This is a genomic window from Enterobacter sp. P82, from assembly GCF_037053385.1.
Taxonomy (GTDB): domain Bacteria; phylum Pseudomonadota; class Gammaproteobacteria; order Enterobacterales; family Enterobacteriaceae; genus Enterobacter.
This window is the reverse complement of sequence record NZ_JBALHX010000005.1, coordinates 219006-235595: the sequence shown is the minus strand read 5'-3', so window position 1 is coordinate 235595 and position 16590 is coordinate 219006. Positions and strand designations below refer to the sequence as shown.

The following is a 16590-nucleotide window of genomic DNA, read 5'->3' as shown; positions in this document are numbered from 1 at the left end:
AATTAGCATCGCATCGTTATGACCCAAATCATTCCATCAGACTTCGACATAGCTACTGAAGAGAGCGCTGAGTTCGTGCCCATGCGCGGCGTGTCCAATCGCCACCTGCAAACCATGCTGCCACGGCTTATCCGTCGCAAGGTTCAGTTCACCCCGCACTGGCAACGGCTGGATTTACCGGACGGAGACTTTCTGGATCTCGCCTGGAGCGAGGAACCGGAACAGGCTTGCCAAAAGCCGCGTCTGGTGGTCTTTCACGGTCTGGAAGGTAGCCTGCACAGTCCGTATGCGCACGGGTTAATTGAGGCGGCAAAAGCGCGTGGCTGGCTCGGTGTGGTGATGCATTTTCGCGGCTGTAGCGGCGAGCCAAATCGCCAGAAACGCATTTATCACTCGGGTGAAACCGAGGACGGTACGTGGTTTTTACACTGGCTGCGGGAAAACTATGGCACCGTGCCAACGGCAGCCGTGGGCTACTCGCTGGGCGGGAATATGCTGGCTTGTCTGCTGGCCAAAGAGGGCGAAAGCGTCCCGCTGGATGCCGCCGTCATTGTCTCTGCGCCATTTATGCTGGAGCAGTGTAGCTACCATATGGATAAAGGTTTTTCCCGCGTCTATCAGCGCTACCTGCTTAACCTGCTGAAAGCAAACGCGGCGCGCAAACTGAAAGCCTACCCGGAGACGCTTCCGATAAGTCTGCGTCAGTTAAAAAAGGTGCGTCGCATTCGCGAGTTCGACGATCTGATCACCGCAAAAATCCACGGCTTTGCCGACGCGATTGACTACTATCGTCAGTGCAGCGCCATGCCGCTGCTCAGCAAGATTACGCAGCCGACGCTGATCATTCATGCCAAAGATGACCCGTTTATGGATCATCATTCTATTCCCGCTCAGGAATTCCTGCCCGACAACGTTCACTATCAGTTGACGGAGCATGGCGGCCACGTCGGGTTTATCGGTGGCACACTGCGTCGCCCGAAAATGTGGCTTGAGACGCGTATTCCTGACTGGTTAACCCCGTATCTGGACGGTGCAAAATGATCATTCCCTGGCAGGATCTGGCTCCCGAAACGCTCGATAATCTGATTGAAAGCTTTGTATTACGCGAAGGCACAGATTATGGTGAACAAGAACGCTCGCTCGAGCAAAAGGTCAACGATGTAAAGCGCCAGCTCAAAAGCGGCGACGTGGTGCTGGTATGGTCAGAACTGCATGAGACGGTCAATATCATGCCCCGCAACGCGTTTCACGGCTGATCTTTCAACCTTTCCAGTCAGGGAGTTGCTATGTCTGCCAGACATCCGGTTATTGCCGTTACGGGGTCGAGTGGTGCGGGAACCACCACCACCAGCCTCGCATTTCGCAAGATTTTCGCCCAGCTGAATCTCCGTGCGGCGGAGGTCGAAGGCGACAGCTTTCACCGCTATACGCGCCCGGAGATGGACATGGCCATCCGTAAAGCGCGCGATCTGGGTAAACACATCAGCTACTTTGGCCCGGAAGCCAATGACTTCGGCCTGCTGGAGCAAACCTTCGTCGAATATGGCAAGAGCGGCACAGGGCAATCCCGCAAGTATCTGCATACTTACGATGAAGCCGTGCCATGGAACCAGGTGCCGGGTACCTTTACACCCTGGCAACCCCTGCCGGAACCCACCGACGTGCTGTTTTATGAAGGGCTGCATGGCGGCGTGGTAACCCCCCATCACGACGTGGCGCGCCATGTGGATCTGCTGGTTGGCGTGGTACCAATCGTTAACCTGGAGTGGATCCAGAAGCTGACGCGTGACATGAGCGAGCGCGGCCATTCACGAGAAGCGGTGATGGACTCCGTGGTGCGCTCCATGGAGGATTACATTAATTTCCTGACGCCGCAGTTCTCCCGTACCCATATTAACTTCCAGCGAGTACCGACAGTCGACACCTCCAACCCATTCGCGGCGAAAAGCATCCCGTCGCTGGATGAGAGTTTTGTGGTGATCCATTTTCGCAACCTCGAAGGCATTGATTACCCCTGGCTGCTGGCCATGCTGCAGGGCTCGTTTATTTCGCACATGAATACATTAGTGGTGCCGGGCGGAAAAATGGGGCTGGCGATGGAGCTCATCATGACGCCGCTGGTACAGCGGTTGATGGAAGGGAAGCAGATCGCGTGATCATATTCCCTCTCCCGGTGGGAGAGGGTTAGGGTGAGGGCATCAACACGCACGATGCCCCATCAATCACGCCTCGAGCACTTCATACGAATGGGTGATTTTTACCGCTTTCTCCAGCATTAACGCCACAGAGCAGTACTTCTCCGCAGACAGGTCCACCGCGCGTGAAACGGCCGCGTCTTTCAGTTCCTTACCGGTGACCACAAAGTGCAGGTTAATATGGGTGAACAGGCGTGGTGCCTCTTCACGGCGTTCCGACGTGAGTTTAACTTCGCAATCCGTCACATCATGACGACCTTTTTGCAGAATCGACACCACATCAATCGCGCTGCATCCACCGGCAGCCATCAATACCATCTCCATCGGGCTTGGTGCTTTATCGCCGGAGTTACCATCCATCAAAACCTGGTGCCCTGAAGCGGACTCGCCCAGGAACGTTAAACCTTCAACCCATTTCACGCGCGCTTGCATATTCATTAACTCCAACGTTGCATTTTTGGTGACAGATTACGCGTGCGTTACATTTCTCGCAATGGAAGGCGACCTGCATCATGCTGAAGCGAGACACCAGGAGACACGCGGCGAAAGCTATGCTAAAACACTCAGGATGCTACAGTAATACATTGACGTTACACATGTATGCAGAGGACATCAAACTTTACTGGCTGCGAAACGTTACGATAGCCGACTTCCCAGGGTATGGGTAAGAATTCGATTGCAACCCCAGAGTCCGGATGCATCTGATGACTCTGGTGACAGCTTATAACAGAGGATAACAGCGCATGGTGCTTGGCAAACCGCAAACAGACCCGACTCTCGAATGGTTCTTGTCTCATTGCCACATTCATAAGTACCCATCGAAGAGCACGCTGATTCACCAGGGTGAAAAAGCGGAAACGTTGTATTACATCGTAAAAGGTTCGGTGGCAGTGCTGATCAAAGATGAAGAAGGGAAAGAGATGATCCTTTCTTATCTGAACCAGGGCGATTTCATCGGTGAACTGGGCCTGTTTGAAGAAGGCCAGGAACGTAGTGCCTGGGTTCGTGCAAAGACAGCATGTGAAGTGGCTGAAATTTCTTACAAGAAATTCCGTCAGTTGATTCAGGTTAACCCTGATATCCTGATGCGTCTTTCTTCCCAGATGGCTCGCCGTCTGCAGGTGACATCTGAGAAAGTGGGTAACCTCGCCTTCCTGGACGTTACCGGTCGTATCGCGCAGACTCTGCTGAACCTGGCAAAACAACCCGATGCGATGACCCACCCTGACGGCATGCAGATTAAAATTACCCGTCAGGAGATCGGCCAGATCGTCGGCTGCTCCCGTGAAACAGTGGGCCGTATTCTGAAAATGCTGGAAGATCAGAACCTGATCTCCGCCCACGGTAAAACCATCGTGGTCTACGGAACGCGTTAATTCCACTCAAACGGCGTGCCATCGCAAGGTGTCACGCCGTTTTTGTCTCTCTTCCCCATGTGGCGCAGGCTGATTTATCACCCGGAAGTTAACTATGCACTGCGACAAACGCTGGTGTTGTGTCTTCCTGTAGCCATCGGCCTGATCCTCGGACATCTTCAGCAAGGTCTGCTGTTTTCTCTCGTGCCCGCCTGCTGCAACATTGCTGGCCTGGACACACCGCATAAGCGCTTTTTTAAACGTCTGATTATTGGCGGCTCGCTGTTTGCTGGCTGTAGCCTCGCCGTGCAGCTTTTACTGGCCCGCGATGTTCCGCTGCCGTTGATCCTGACCGTGCTGGCGATGACGCTCGGCGTCACTGCCGAAATCAGCGCCCTTCATGCGCGCCTGCTTCCCGCCTCACTGATAGCGGCCATCTTCACGCTGAGCCTTGCGGGGAACATGCCGGTGTGGGAGCCGCTACTGATCTACACCCTGGGCACGCTGTGGTATGGCCTGTTTAACTGGTTCTGGTTCTGGCTGTGGCGGGAACAGCCCCTGCGTGAATCATTGAGCCTGCTCTATGTGCAACTTGCGGATTACTGCGAGGCCAAATACACCCTGCTCACCCAGCACACCGATCCGGAAAAATCGTTACCGCCGCTGCTGACGCGCCAGCAAAAGGTGGTGGATCTGATAAGCCAGTGTTATCAGCAACTGCATATGCTCGCCGCCAACAAGAATCACGAATACAAACGGCTGCTGCGTACCTTCCAGGTGGGGCTGGATCTGCAAGAGCATATTTCTGTTAGCCTGCACCATCCTCAGGAAGTGCAAAAGCTGGTCGAGCGCAGCCATGCCGAAGCGGTGATCCGCTGGAATGCGCAAACCGTCTCTGCGCGTCTGCGGGTGCTGGCTGATGACATTTTATATCACCGCTATCCCACGCGTTTTAACATGGACAAACAACTCGGCGCGCTGGAGAAAATCGCCCGCCAGCATGAGGACAACCCGGTGGGGCAGTTTGCCGCCTGGCATTTCAGCCGTATCGCCCGCGTGTTGCGCACCCAACGCCCGCTTTATCCCCGCGATCTCATGGCGGATAAACAAAAACGTCTACCGTTATTGCCGGCGCTCAGAAGCTATCTGTCTCTTAAATCGTCCGCTCTGCGCAACGCCGCACGGATTAGCGTCATGCTCAGTACCGCCAGCCTGATGGGCATGGCGCTGCATCTGCCTAAACCCTACTGGATCTTAATGACCGTGCTGTTTGTCACCCAGAACGGCTACGGTGCCACGCGCGTGCGTATACTGCACCGGGCGGGCGGAACGATGGCCGGGCTGATTATCGCAGGCGTCACGCTGCACTTTCACGTACCGGAAGGTTATACCCTGGCGGGAATGCTGATAATTACGCTGGTAAGCTACCTGATTATCCGCAAAAACTACGGCTGGGCGATGGTGGGCTTTACGGTAACGGCGGTATACACCCTGCAACTGCTCACGCTCAATGGCGAACAGTTTATTGTCGCCAGACTGATCGATACCCTGATTGGCTGCCTGATTGCCTTTGGCGGCATGGTCTGGCTGTGGCCGCAATGGCAAAGCGGACTGTTGCGCCAGAACGCCCACGATGCACTGGAGGCCGACCAGCAGGCCATTCGTCTGATCCTGAGCGACGATCCGCAACCCTCTCCGCTGGCGTATCAGCGGATGAAGGTTAACCAGGCGCACAACGCCCTGTTTAACTCACTCAACCAGGCAATGCAGGAGCCGGGCTTTAATTCACACTATCTGGCGGATATGAAACTCTGGGTGACACACAGCCAGTTTATCGTCGAGCACATTAACGCCATGACCACGCTGGCGCGCGAGCACACGATGTTGACGCCGGATCTGGCGCAGCGCTATTTGCAGTCGTGTGAAATTGCATTGCAGCGGTGTCAGCAGCGTCTGGAGTATGACGCGCCGGGCGAGTCGGGCGACTCGAATATTCTGGAAGCGCCGGAGACGTTAACCCACGGGCCAATGAGCACCCTGGAGCAGCATTTACAGCGCGTTCTGGGGCATCTGAACACCATGCACACCATTTCGTCGGTGGCATGGCGTCAGCGTCCGCATCACGGGATTTGGTTAACGCGGATATTAAAGCGGACGGAGTATTAACCTTTTACGATTTTCTCGACTGCCGCGGCAAAACGGGTTAATCCATCTTCAATGTCTTTGTCTTCTACCACCAGCGACGGTGCAAAACGCATCACATCCGGTCCCGCGTTCAGCACCATCACCCCTTCGCGGGCGGCGGCATGCAGGAAATCGCGCGCACGACCTTTGTACTGCGGTTTTAGCTCGGCACCGATCAGCAGCCCCATCCCGCGGATCTCGCTGAACACATCAAACTGATCGTCAATCTGCTGCAGGTGTTTCACAAACAGCTCGCGCTTGGCGCTGACGCCGTTCAGAACCTCAGGTGTATTGATAATATCAAATGCCGCGCCCGCCACGGCACTCGCCAGCGGGTTCCCGCCATAGGTGGAACCGTGAGAACCAACGTGGAACGCGGAGGCAATCTCCTGAGTCGTCAGTACCGCACTCACCGGGAAACCACCGCCGAGCGCTTTGGCGCTGGTGAGAATATCCGGCGTCACGCCGTAGTGCATATAGGCAAACAGATCGCCGGTACGTCCCATCCCGCACTGCACTTCATCAAACACCAGCAACGCCTGATGCTCATCGCACAGCGCACGCAGGCCTTTCAGGAACTCCGGCGTGGCCGCCGTCACGCCGCCTTCCCCCTGGATCGGCTCGACAACAACCGCGCAGGTGTGGTCGTCCATCACCGCTTTCACCGCATGCAGATCGTTAAACGGCACATGGACGATGTCGGCCGGTTTCGGGCCAAATCCGTCGGAATACTTCGGCTGGCCGCCGACGGAGACGGTAAAGAAGGAGCGTCCGTGGAAGGCATTGTGGAAGGCAATGATTTTGGTTTTGTACGGGCTGTGGCGCGTGGTTGCGTAGTAGCGTGCCAGCTTGAAGGCGGTTTCGTTGGCTTCGGTGCCCGAGTTCATGAACAGCACGCGCTCGGCAAACGTCGCATCAATAATCTTGCGGCCGAGGCGTAATGCCGGCTCGTTGGTAAAAACGTTGCTGGTGTGCCAGAGCGTTTCGCCCTGGGTTTTCAGCGCCTCAACCAGGGCAGGATGGCAATGGCCCAGCGCCGTCACTGCAATACCGCCCGCGAAATCAACATACTCTTTGCCCTGCTGATCCCAAACGCGGCTACCTTCTCCTTTTACCGGGATAAACTCAGCCGGTGCATAAATCGGCAGGATTACTTCATCAAATGTTGCGCGGGTAATTGCGGGTTGTTCAGTTGCCATGTCATGACCATCCATTTTTATGCCACATTGATTGTGAAAATATAATCACAAAATATGCATAAAAAATCACAACAAGGCAACAGATATTCAGCGATTAAGGAAATTTGCCAGCAGCGCGTGTCCCTGCTCGCTGAGGATGCTTTCCGGGTGGAATTGCACGCCTTCGAGATCCCATTCGCGGTGACGAATCCCCATGATCTCCTGCGTATCGCTCCAGGCGGTCACCTCAAAGCAGTCAGGCAGCGTCGACGGGTCAATCACCAGTGAATGGTAGCGCGTCACGGTTAACGGATTATTGAGCCCGGTAAATACCCCAACGCCAGTGTGGGTGACCGGAGAAGTTTTACCGTGCATCACTTTAGCAGCGCGCACGATAGTGGCACCAAACACCTGGGCAATGGCCTGATGGCCAAGACAGACGCCGAGGATCGGCAGCTTGCCGGCATACTGCTGGATAACATCCAGAGAAATGCCCGATTCCGACGGCGTACACGGCCCCGGTGAAATCACGATTTTCTGCGGAGCCAGTGTTTCAATATCCGCCAGGCTAATTTCGTCGTTGCGGCGGACAACCACCTCTGCACCCAGCTCGCAAAAATACTGGTAAAGGTTCCAGGTGAAGGAATCGTAGTTATCAATCAGCAGAATCATGGCGGCTCCCGAAAAAAATGCCGCCCTATTCTACTCAGTTTCCCGTGCTTCGCTCACTACTTTGGCAAAGATAGCATTCAGGGCCGTCAAATCCCCCATTGCACCGCTCTGGTTGGCCACCACCCATTGCTCCGGATCGATATCGCGCCAGTCCAGCATGTAACCGGCGTGGATCGCCAGTTGTTCAAAGAAGATGCGCTGAGAAATGCCATTGCCGCTCATAAAAGGATGCAGCATGTTGATTTCACAATAGTAATGGCTAACTTTGCCTGTAAACGCTTCTTTCGGAAGGCCGACCAGATATTTGTCGTTTTCCAGTGCCTCCATCAGTTCATTCCCCATCTTCTCGATGTACTCGAAATGACAAAAAGGAATGTCGCCCTTAGCAATATCGGCGGTGCGGAACTCGCCTGCCCGTTTCATCTCTCTGCGATACAAATGGCGGTGAATATGGCACAGATGGGGCAAACCGGGAGCTGAAGGCCCCAGTTCAAACGTCTCAATGTGAGGTTCTGAAGGACCATTACCTTTTTCAAGGAGGCAACTGGCCTGAAAATTGACGTTACGTTGCTGTTCCCAGAGACGGGATTTTCGCTTATCGGTGAGTTTTTTCACTTAACGCCTCCCTGAATAGTCCGTTTGCCACAAGTATAAGCAGCAAAACGCGCTTTCGCAGGGAGGGGCAAAACACGGGCGGGGGACGCCCGTGTCAAAAAACGTTATGGCAGAACTTTTGCGGAGAGGATAACGACAGGTTTTGACGGCACATTCTGGTATGGGCCGACATCATGGGTAGGCACCTGAGAGATCTTGTCCGCCACATCCATCCCTTTCACAATTTTACCGAAGACGGCATAACCGAAGTCACGCTGGCCGTGGTCGAGGAAGGCGTTATCCGCTACGTTGAGGAAGAACTGGCTGGTCGCGCTGTCTTTATCTGCTGTACGCGCCATGGAAATGGTACCGCGCTTGTTCAGCAGACCGTTGTCCGCTTCGTTTTTAATAGGCGGGTTCGGCTGCTTCTGCTGCATTTGCTCGTTGAAGCCGCCACCCTGAATCATAAAGCCCGGGATCACGCGGTGGAAAGTGGTGTTGTTATAGAAACCACTGTTCACGTAGTCGAGGAAGTTTTTCACGGAAACAGGGGCTTTCTGGCTATTCAGTTCCAGCTCAATGTTCCCGGCGGAGGTGGTCAGCAGGACGTGAGGATCTCCTTTTGCTGCCAGCGCAGCAGGGGAAACGGCAGAAAGAGCAAACACAGCTGCGACAGCCGCCAGTGTTGATTTGAGCATGAGAATTCCTTAACAAAGCGCAGTATAAAAAGCGAATGGCTTGATTCTAAAGAGCAGTATGAACGGAGACCAGCCTTTTACCTAATTTTACGAAATTGAAACAGTTGTAACCACGCAAACGATTGGTTTAAGCGCCACTTTATGTGATCTGAGTCACATAAAAATATGCAATGAATCATGAATTTCTCTGAAAAGATATGAATAGATCACTTTAATGTCTAAAATCTGCCCGCTCTCAGCGCCCGATGGGCGCTTTTCTTTTTTGAACAGGCCAGACATGACTAACAGCAATCGCATCAAGCTCACATGGATCAGCTTCTTCTCCTACGCCCTGACCGGCGCGTTGGTGATCGTCACCGGGATGGTGATGGGGAACATCGCAGACTACTTCCAGCTGCCCGTATCCAGCATGAGTAACACTTTCACTTTCCTCAACGCGGGGATCCTGATTTCTATCTTCCTGAATGCCTGGCTGATGGAAATTGTTCCGCTGAAAACGCAGCTGCGTTTTGGCTTTGTGCTGATGGTCGCCGCCGTGGCGGGTCTGATGTTGAGCCACAGCATCGCCCTGTTCTCGGCCGCCATGTTCGTGCTCGGTCTGGTGAGCGGGATCACCATGTCGATTGGTACCTTCCTGATTACCCACATGTATGAAGGCCGTCAGCGCGGCGCACGTCTGCTGTTTACTGACTCCTTCTTCAGCATGGCCGGGATGATTTTCCCGATGGTCGCCGCTGTTCTGCTGGCGCGCAGCATTGAGTGGTACTGGGTCTATGCCTGCATCGGGCTGGTCTACGTGGCGATCTTTATTCTGACCTTCGGCTGTGAATTCCCGGTGCTGGGCAAAAAAGCCCAGACCACGGCAGAACCTGTCGCGAAAGAGAAATGGGGCATCGGCGTGCTGTTCCTCTCCATTGCAGCCCTGTGCTACATCCTGGGTCAGTTGGGCTTTATCTCATGGGTACCGGAATACGCTAAAGGTCTCGGCATGAGCCTGAACGATGCGGGCAAACTGGTGAGTGATTTCTGGATGTCTTACATGTTTGGCATGTGGGCGTTTAGCTTCATCCTGCGCTTCTTCGATCTGCAGCGCATCCTGACCGTGCTGGCAGGCCTGGCAACCGTGCTGATGTATCTGTTCATCAACGGTTCCCCGGAACATATGCCGTGGTTCATTCTGACCCTGGGCTTCTTCTCCAGCGCAATTTACACGTCCATCATTACCCTGGGCTCGCTGCAGACCAAAGTGGCCTCGCCAAAACTGGTTAACTTCGTGCTGACCTGCGGCACCATCGGCACCATGCTGACCTTCGTCGTCACAGGCCCGATTGTTGCGCACAGCGGTCCTCTGGCAGCGCTGCACACCGCGAACGGTCTGTATGCCGTAGTGTTTATCATGTGCCTCGTCCTGGGCTTCGTGACCCGCCACCGCCAGCATAACGTGGCGGCAGCTTCTCACTAATCGCCTTGCCCCTTTGCGTTAAGCAGAGGGGCTGTTTCTGGCAAAACTCACCTCTTCTCCCCCGTTATCCATCTGGATCCACGTCTGCGCCAGCTGCGTGGTGGCAATAATCCGCCCCTGACGAATCGACCAGCGCACCGGCACCTGGCAGCGCACCGCTTCAAATCCGCTCTCCGCCGGCAGGATTATCAGGTTTGCCGGGTTACCCGTTGCGATACCGTAATCACTCAGGCCAAAGGTTCTGGCACTGTTGTGTGTAATCAGGTTCAGCCCGCTGTCGATTTGCGGATAGCCCATCATCTGGCAAACATGCAGTCCCATATGCAGCACCTGCAGCATGTTGCCGGTGCCAAGCGGATACCACGGGTCAAACACATCATCATGGCCGAAGCAGACGTTGATGCCCGCTTCCTGTAACTCCTTCACCCGGGTGATGCCGCGACGCTTCGGATAATCATCAAAGCGTCCCTGCAGATGAATGTTCACCAGCGGATTCGCCACAAAGTTAATGCCCGACATCTTCAGCAGCCGGAACAACCGCGAGGTGTACGCGCCATTGTATGAGTGCATGGCGGTGGTATGGCTGGCCGTTACCTGCGCACCAATACCGGCCTCATACGCCAGCGTGGCAACAGTCTCCACAAAGCGGGACTGCTCGTCGTCGATTTCATCACAGTGGATATCCAGCGGACGGTCATATTTCTTCGCCAGCTCGAAGGCGATATGCAGAGACTGCACGCCATATTCCCGGGTGAATTCGAAGTGCGGGATCGCCCCCACCACGTCAGCCCCCAGTTTTAACGCCTCTTCCAGCAGTGCCGCGCCACTCGGGTACGAAAGAATACCTTCCTGCGGGAACGCGACAATTTGCAGCGTCACCCACGGGGCAACCTCCTGCTTCACCTCCAGCATCGCCTTAAGAGCAGTAAGCGTCGGGTCGGAGACATCCACATGGGTGCGGACAAACTGAATACCATTGGCAATTTGCCACTTCAGCGTTTTCCAGGCACGCACTTTGACATCGTCATGGCTGAGCAATGCCTTACGCTCCGCCCAGCGCTCAATCCCTTCAAACAGCGTGCCGGACTGGTTCCAGTTCGGCTCACCTGCCGTCTGGGTTGTATCAAGATGAATATGCGGCTCGATAAACGGCGGGATCGCCAGCCCTCCACGGGCATTTAAGACTTCATAACTTTCGTCGTGGGTATCATCCATTGGGGTAATGTCACCAAATCGCCCGTTCTCAATGGCAAGTTGCCACAGCCCTTCCCGACCCGGTAAACGAACATTCTGAACAAGCCATAACGGTGTTGTAGACATACCTTCCCCCTAAAAAATGCAGCTGATATTCAGGCGTACCGATTTTTCAACGATCGTCTCTGAGTTGTACACAAATTCAACGACAACGAAAAGCCTTCGATTTCCGCCACTTATAAAAATCCTGACAAATCAGTCATATACCACCTAAGGAGTAGGCGAAGACGTATTTGATTTGCATCAATAAGCGCTGTAGCTGAATCGTTAAGGTAGGCAGTAATAGAAAAGAAATCGAGGCAATAATGAGCAAAGTCAGACTCGCTATCATCGGTAACGGCATGGTCGGCCACCGCTTTATTGAGGATCTTCTCGATAAAGCTGACGCTGCCCAGTTCGATATTACCGTGTTCTGTGAAGAACCCCGCAAGGCGTACGACCGTGTGCATCTTTCTTCCTACTTCTCCCATCATACCGCCGAAGAACTCTCTCTGGTGCGTGAGGGTTTTTACGAGAAGCATGGCGTAAAAGTACTGGTGGGAGAACGCGCTATCACCATCAACCGCCAGGAAAAAGTGATCCACTCCAGCGCCGGACGCACGGTTTTTTACGACAAGCTGATCATGGCGACTGGCTCTTATCCGTGGATCCCGCCAATTAAAGGCTCGGAAACCCAGGATTGTTTCGTCTACCGTACCATTGAAGACCTCAAGGCCATCGAAAACTGTGCACGTCGCAGCAAACGCGGTGCAGTAGTTGGTGGCGGCCTGCTGGGTCTGGAAGCCGCAGGCGCACTGAAAAACCTCGGTGTTGAAACTCACGTCATCGAATTTGCCCCAATGCTGATGGCAGAACAGCTTGACCACATGGGTGGTGACCAGCTGCGCCGTAAAATCGAAAGCATGGGCGTGAAGGTTCACACCAGCAAAAACACCAAAGAGATCGTCCAGGAAGGCACTGAAGCGCGCAAAACTATGCGCTTTGCCGACGGCAGCGAGCTGGAAGTGGACTTTATCGTCTTCTCCACCGGGATACGTCCTCGCGACAAGCTGGCTAACCAGTGTGGCCTGGCCGTTGCTCAGCGAGGCGGTATCATGATTAACGATACCTGCCAGACCTCTGATCCGGACATCTACGCAATTGGCGAGTGCGCCAGCTGGAACAACCGTGTGTATGGGCTGGTCGCCCCGGGCTACAAAATGGCGCAGGTCGCCGTAGACCATATCCTCGGAACGGAGAACGCCTTCGAAGGTGCAGACATGAGCGCCAAGCTGAAGCTGCTGGGCGTAGACGTTGGCGGTATTGGTGATGCGCACGGTCGTACCCCGAACTCACGCAGCTACGTCTACCTCGATGAAAGCAAAGAAGTCTATAAACGCCTGATCGTCAGCCAGGACAACAAAACTCTGCTCGGCGCGGTGCTGGTGGGTGATACCAGCGATTACGGCAACCTGCTGCAACTGGTGCTGAATGCCATCGAACTGCCGGAAAACCCGGACGCCCTGATCCTGCCTGCTCACGCCTCAAGCGGCAAACCGTCTATCGGCGTTGATAAACTGCCAGACAGCGCGCAAATTTGCTCCTGCTTCGACGTCACCAAAGGCATGTTGATTTCAGCTATCAACAAAGGCTGCCACACTGTAGCAGCACTGAAAGCGGAAACCAAAGCCGGTACCGGCTGCGGCGGTTGTATTCCACTGGTCACCCAGGTGCTGAACGCCGAACTGGCGAAACAGGGCATCGAAGTGAACAACAACCTGTGCGAACACTTCTCTTACTCTCGCCAGGAGCTTTACCATCTGATCCGCGTGGAGGGCATCAAATCCTTCGACGAACTGCTGGCAAAACACGGCCAGGGTTATGGCTGCGAAGTGTGTAAACCGACCGTCGGTTCTCTGCTGGCCTCCTGCTGGAATGAGTACGTTCTCAAACCAGAACATACGCCGCTTCAGGACACCAACGACAACTTCCTGGCAAACATCCAGAAAGACGGGACATATTCCGTTATCCCACGCTCTGCCGGTGGCGAAATCACCCCGGAAGGGCTGGTCGCCGTAGGTCGCATCGCACGTGAATTTAACCTGTACACCAAAATTACCGGTTCCCAGCGTATCGGCCTGTTTGGTGCGCAGAAAGACGACCTGCCAGAAATCTGGCGTCAGCTGATTGAAGCGGGCTTCGAAACCGGCCACGCGTATGCCAAAGCGCTGCGTATGGCCAAAACCTGCGTGGGCAGCACCTGGTGCCGTTACGGCGTCGGCGACAGCGTGGGCTTCGGCGTGGAGCTGGAAAATCGCTACAAAGGCATCCGTACACCGCACAAAATGAAGTTTGGCGTCTCCGGCTGTACCCGTGAATGTGCGGAAGCGCAGGGTAAAGACGTGGGTATTATTGCCACTGAGAAAGGCTGGAACTTGTACGTGTGCGGTAACGGCGGGATGAAACCACGCCACGCAGACCTGCTGGCGGCAGATCTCGACCACGATACACTGATTCAGTATCTCGACCGCTTCATGATGTTCTACATCCGTACCGCCGACAAGCTGACCCGTACCGCTTCCTGGCTGGACAACCTGGAAGGCGGCATCGACTACCTGAAGTCAGTCATCATCGACGACAAACTGGGCCTTAACGAACAGCTTGAAACCGAGATGGCTCGCCTGCGCGAAGCGGTGATTTGCGAATGGACCGAAACCGTGAACACCCCGGCGGCACAGACGCGCTTCAAACACTTTATCAACAGCACCCAGCGCGACCCTAACGTACAGGTTGTGGCAGAGCGCGAACAGCATCGTCCGGCGACATCGTATGAACGAATTCCGGTCACGCTGGTGGAGGAAAACGCATGAGCCAGTGGGTAAACATCTGCAATATTAACGACATCCTGCCTGCCACCGGTGTCTGCGCGCTGCTGGGTAAAGAGCAGGTCGCGATTTTCCGTCCCCGCCACGATGAACAGGTTTTTGCCATCAGCAATATCGACCCGTTCTTTGAGGCCAGCGTCCTTTCCCGCGGCTTGATTGCGGAGCATCAGGGCGAACTGTGGGTTGCCAGCCCGCTGAAAAAACAACGTTTCCGCCTGAGCGACGGACACTGTATGGAAGATGCCAGCCACTCCGTGAAGCACTACGACGTTCGCGTGAAGGACGGCAAGGTGCAGCTGAAAGGCTAACCTCCGCCCTTTTAGGGATAACGGCAGGAAATTCGTATGTTCCTTACGATTCCTGCTGTTATCCTGACGTCAATTCTTACCCCCTCCATGAATGCTGCGAGGTAACGTCGTGGATCACCTGCCGATTTTTTGTCAATTACGCAACCGCGACTGCCTGCTCGTGGGCGGCGGCGATGTGGCCGAACGCAAAGCGCGTCTGCTGTTAGAAGCGGGTGCCCGTTTGACTGTCAACGCCCTCGACTTTGCGCCACAGTTTGAGGTCTGGGCCCAGGAAGGAATGCTCACGCTGGAGCGGGGGGCGTTTGATGAATCCCTGCTGGATACCTGCTGGCTGACGATTGCCGCGACGGACGATGATGCCGTTAACCAGCGCGTCAGCGATGCCTGCGAAGCGCGCCGTATCTTCTGTAACGTGGTGGATGCGCCACAGGAAGCCAGCTTTATCATGCCGTCGATTATCGACCGTTCCCCGCTGATGATTGCGGTGTCGTCCGGTGGCCGCTCGCCGGTACTTGCTCGTCTGCTGCGGGAAAAACTGGAGGCCGTGCTGCCACAGCATCTTGGTCAGATTGCGCATTATGCCGGGCAGCTGCGTTCACGCGTGAAGCAAACCTTCGCAACCGTAGCTGAGCGACGTCGGTTCTGGGAAAAATTCTTTGTCAACGACAGGCTGGCGCAGTCGCTGGCGAATCAGGACACGAAAGCCGTTGAAGAGACGACCGAACAGTTGCTGAGCGAACCGCTGGATCACCGCGGTGAAGTGGTGCTGGTGGGTGCAGGGCCGGGAGATGCGGGCTTACTGACACTGAAAGGTCTCCAGCAGATCCAGCAGGCCGATATCGTGGTTTACGATCGTCTGGTCTCCGATGACATCATGAACCTGGTTCGCCGCGACGCCGACCGTGTTTTCGTAGGCAAACGCGCGGGCTACCATTGCGTGCCGCAGGAAGAGATTAACCAGATCCTGCTGCGCGAGGCGCAAAAGGGAAAACGCGTGGTGCGTCTGAAAGGTGGTGATCCGTTTATCTTTGGCCGTGGCGGTGAAGAGCTGGAAACCCTGTGTGACGCGGGTATTCCGTTCTCTGTCGTGCCGGGCATTACGGCGGCATCCGGTTGCTCAGCCTACTCAGGCATTCCGCTGACACACCGGGACTACGCTCAGAGCGTGCGTCTGGTGACGGGCCACCTGAAAACCGGCAGCGAGCTGGACTGGCATAACCTGGCCGCAGAAAAACAGACGCTGGTGTTCTATATGGGGCTGAACCAGGCCGCCACAATTCAGGCGAAACTGCTTGAGCACGGCATGGATGCAGATATGCCTGTCGCACTGGTGGAAAACGGTACCGCCATTACGCAGCGCGTGGTAAATGGCGTGCTGACGCAGCTTGGTGAACTGGCGCAACAGGTTGAAAGCCCGGCTCTGATTGTAGTGGGTCGCGTGGTGGAACTGCGCGGTAAACTCAACTGGTTCTCCAACCACTAACGCATATTATTCCTTCCCTGAGTAGTCTTTAAGCGGACTACTCCCCTCTTACTGCTGTCGATAACATACCGCCCCGAAGTGGAACTTTCCCCTTTATTCCCTTGAGTTACATCTCATTTTCGTTTTCAGACAAGGAATGCGTATGTTTAAACTGGCAAAAGCCGCCGTTCTGGTCGGCCTGTTATCGACTCTGACGGCTTGCACCGGTCGTGTAGAAAACACGAAAAATAACTGCAGCTACGATTATCTGCTGCACCCGGCGATCTCCATTTCGAAGATCATCGGTGGTTGCGGCCCGGCGGCACAGCAGTAAGCGTTTTTCAGGCGTAAAAAAACCGGGAAT

General features: G+C 54.9%; 16 protein-coding genes. 10 read left to right on the top strand and 6 right to left on the bottom strand.

Going from position 1 to position 16590, the window contains the following annotated elements; all coding sequences use genetic code 11:
* Positions 1–18 precede the first annotated feature (18 nt).
* From WB237_RS19825 to WB237_RS19815, 3 genes are read left to right on the top strand one after another with little or no spacing between them, the layout of a single operon-like run.
* A complete protein-coding gene (locus WB237_RS19825; RefSeq protein ID WP_336215664.1) occupies positions 19–1041 on the top strand; it encodes a hydrolase in 1023 nt (340 codons plus the stop codon).
* Positions 1038–1256 carry a YheU family protein gene (locus WB237_RS19820; RefSeq protein WP_008503016.1) on the top strand — a complete coding sequence of 73 codons (219 nt, stop codon included), beginning with the start codon at positions 1038–1040 and terminating at the stop codon, positions 1254–1256. Before WB237_RS19825 ends, WB237_RS19820 begins: the two co-directional genes overlap by 4 nt.
* A 30-nt stretch (positions 1257–1286) precedes the next feature.
* Entirely contained in the window at positions 1287–2156 is an 870-nt protein-coding gene (locus WB237_RS19815; protein ID WP_028018000.1) for a phosphoribulokinase, read from the top strand.
* A 66-nt stretch (positions 2157–2222) separates the two neighbouring features.
* Here the strand turns inward: WB237_RS19815 and WB237_RS19810 are convergent, their stop codons facing one another.
* The gene (locus WB237_RS19810; RefSeq protein ID WP_336215702.1) at positions 2223–2627 is read right to left on the bottom strand and encodes an OsmC family protein; all 405 of its coding nucleotides are present in this window, start codon (positions 2625–2627) and stop codon (positions 2223–2225) included.
* 311 nt (positions 2628–2938) lie between these two features.
* Between WB237_RS19810 and crp the strand changes: the two genes are divergently transcribed.
* Positions 2939–3571 carry a cAMP-activated global transcriptional regulator CRP gene (gene crp / locus WB237_RS19805; protein ID WP_000242758.1) on the top strand — a complete coding sequence of 211 codons (633 nt, stop codon included), beginning with the start codon at positions 2939–2941 and terminating at the stop codon, positions 3569–3571.
* 57 nt (positions 3572–3628) lie between these two features.
* Entirely contained in the window at positions 3629–5716 is a 2088-nt protein-coding gene (locus WB237_RS19800) for a YccS/YhfK family putative transporter (protein WP_336215700.1), read from the top strand.
* On the opposite strand, the gene argD is transcribed toward WB237_RS19800, so the two are convergent.
* The 4 genes from argD to ppiA all read right to left on the bottom strand — a co-directional run bounded on the left by argD (position 5713) and on the right by ppiA (position 8876).
* Positions 5713–6933 (bottom strand): bifunctional acetylornithine/succinyldiaminopimelate transaminase, encoded by a 1221-nt coding sequence (gene argD / locus WB237_RS19795; RefSeq protein ID WP_336215658.1) that lies wholly within the window; start codon positions 6931–6933, stop codon positions 5713–5715. The two genes, WB237_RS19800 and argD, sit on opposite strands and share 4 nt — an antisense overlap.
* An 87-nt stretch (positions 6934–7020) precedes the next feature.
* Positions 7021–7584: an aminodeoxychorismate synthase component 2 gene (gene pabA, locus WB237_RS19790; protein ID WP_336215656.1), complete on the bottom strand. Its 564-nt coding sequence runs from the start codon at positions 7582–7584 to the stop codon at positions 7021–7023.
* Between the two features lie 30 nt (positions 7585–7614).
* Entirely contained in the window at positions 7615–8199 is a 585-nt protein-coding gene (locus WB237_RS19785) for a putative adenosine monophosphate-protein transferase Fic (protein ID WP_336215654.1), read from the bottom strand.
* A 104-nt stretch (positions 8200–8303) separates the two neighbouring features.
* Positions 8304–8876: a peptidylprolyl isomerase A gene (ppiA, locus tag WB237_RS19780; RefSeq protein ID WP_014885514.1), complete on the bottom strand. Its 573-nt coding sequence runs from the start codon at positions 8874–8876 to the stop codon at positions 8304–8306.
* 277 nt (positions 8877–9153) lie between these two features.
* Between ppiA and tsgA the strand changes: the two genes are divergently transcribed.
* Entirely contained in the window at positions 9154–10338 is a 1185-nt protein-coding gene (gene tsgA, locus WB237_RS19775; protein ID WP_028018006.1) for an MFS transporter TsgA, read from the top strand.
* Between the two features lie 18 nt (positions 10339–10356).
* Here the strand turns inward: tsgA and WB237_RS19770 are convergent, their stop codons facing one another.
* Positions 10357–11658 (bottom strand): cytosine deaminase, encoded by a 1302-nt coding sequence (locus tag WB237_RS19770; protein WP_336215649.1) that lies wholly within the window; start codon positions 11656–11658, stop codon positions 10357–10359.
* Between the two features lie 239 nt (positions 11659–11897).
* On the opposite strand from WB237_RS19770, the gene nirB reads away from it, so the two are divergent.
* The 4 genes from nirB to WB237_RS19750 all read left to right on the top strand — a co-directional run bounded on the left by nirB (position 11898) and on the right by WB237_RS19750 (position 16560).
* On the top strand, positions 11898–14441 hold the full coding sequence (nirB, locus tag WB237_RS19765) for a nitrite reductase large subunit NirB (protein WP_336215647.1): 2544 nt from the start codon (positions 11898–11900) through the stop codon (positions 14439–14441).
* A complete protein-coding gene (gene nirD, locus WB237_RS19760) occupies positions 14438–14764 on the top strand; it encodes a nitrite reductase small subunit NirD (RefSeq protein ID WP_114979362.1) in 327 nt (108 codons plus the stop codon). The genes nirB and nirD overlap by 4 nt, the downstream gene beginning before the upstream one ends.
* Positions 14765–14873: 109 nt before the next feature.
* Positions 14874–16247: a siroheme synthase CysG gene (gene cysG / locus WB237_RS19755; protein ID WP_336215643.1), complete on the top strand. Its 1374-nt coding sequence runs from the start codon at positions 14874–14876 to the stop codon at positions 16245–16247.
* Between the two features lie 142 nt (positions 16248–16389).
* Positions 16390–16560 (top strand): YhfL family protein, encoded by a 171-nt coding sequence (locus WB237_RS19750; RefSeq protein ID WP_028018011.1) that lies wholly within the window; start codon positions 16390–16392, stop codon positions 16558–16560.
* Positions 16561–16590 lie beyond the last annotated feature (30 nt).

What these genes read in the sequence shown, in the direction of transcription:
- WB237_RS19750 (WP_028018011.1), top strand. Translation starts at nt 16,390, where the DNA reads ATGTTTAAACTGGCAAAAGCCGCCGTTCTGGTCGGCCTGTTATCGACT.
- WB237_RS19825 (WP_336215664.1), top strand. Translation starts at nt 19, where the DNA reads ATGACCCAAATCATTCCATCAGACTTCGACATAGCTACTGAAGAGAGC.
- WB237_RS19770 (WP_336215649.1), bottom strand. Translation starts at nt 11,658, where the DNA reads ATGTCTACAACACCGTTATGGCTTGTTCAGAATGTTCGTTTACCGGGT.
- ppiA (WP_014885514.1), bottom strand. Translation starts at nt 8,876, where the DNA reads ATGCTCAAATCAACACTGGCGGCTGTCGCAGCTGTGTTTGCTCTTTCT.
- argD (WP_336215658.1), bottom strand. Translation starts at nt 6,933, where the DNA reads ATGGCAACTGAACAACCCGCAATTACCCGCGCAACATTTGATGAAGTA.
- WB237_RS19820 (WP_008503016.1), top strand. Translation starts at nt 1,038, where the DNA reads ATGATCATTCCCTGGCAGGATCTGGCTCCCGAAACGCTCGATAATCTG.
- crp (WP_000242758.1), top strand. Translation starts at nt 2,939, where the DNA reads ATGGTGCTTGGCAAACCGCAAACAGACCCGACTCTCGAATGGTTCTTG.
- WB237_RS19810 (WP_336215702.1), bottom strand. Translation starts at nt 2,627, where the DNA reads ATGCAAGCGCGCGTGAAATGGGTTGAAGGTTTAACGTTCCTGGGCGAG.
- nirD (WP_114979362.1), top strand. Translation starts at nt 14,438, where the DNA reads ATGAGCCAGTGGGTAAACATCTGCAATATTAACGACATCCTGCCTGCC.
- pabA (WP_336215656.1), bottom strand. Translation starts at nt 7,584, where the DNA reads ATGATTCTGCTGATTGATAACTACGATTCCTTCACCTGGAACCTTTAC.
- WB237_RS19800 (WP_336215700.1), top strand. Translation starts at nt 3,629, where the DNA reads ATGTGGCGCAGGCTGATTTATCACCCGGAAGTTAACTATGCACTGCGA.
- tsgA (WP_028018006.1), top strand. Translation starts at nt 9,154, where the DNA reads ATGACTAACAGCAATCGCATCAAGCTCACATGGATCAGCTTCTTCTCC.
- nirB (WP_336215647.1), top strand. Translation starts at nt 11,898, where the DNA reads ATGAGCAAAGTCAGACTCGCTATCATCGGTAACGGCATGGTCGGCCAC.
- WB237_RS19815 (WP_028018000.1), top strand. Translation starts at nt 1,287, where the DNA reads ATGTCTGCCAGACATCCGGTTATTGCCGTTACGGGGTCGAGTGGTGCG.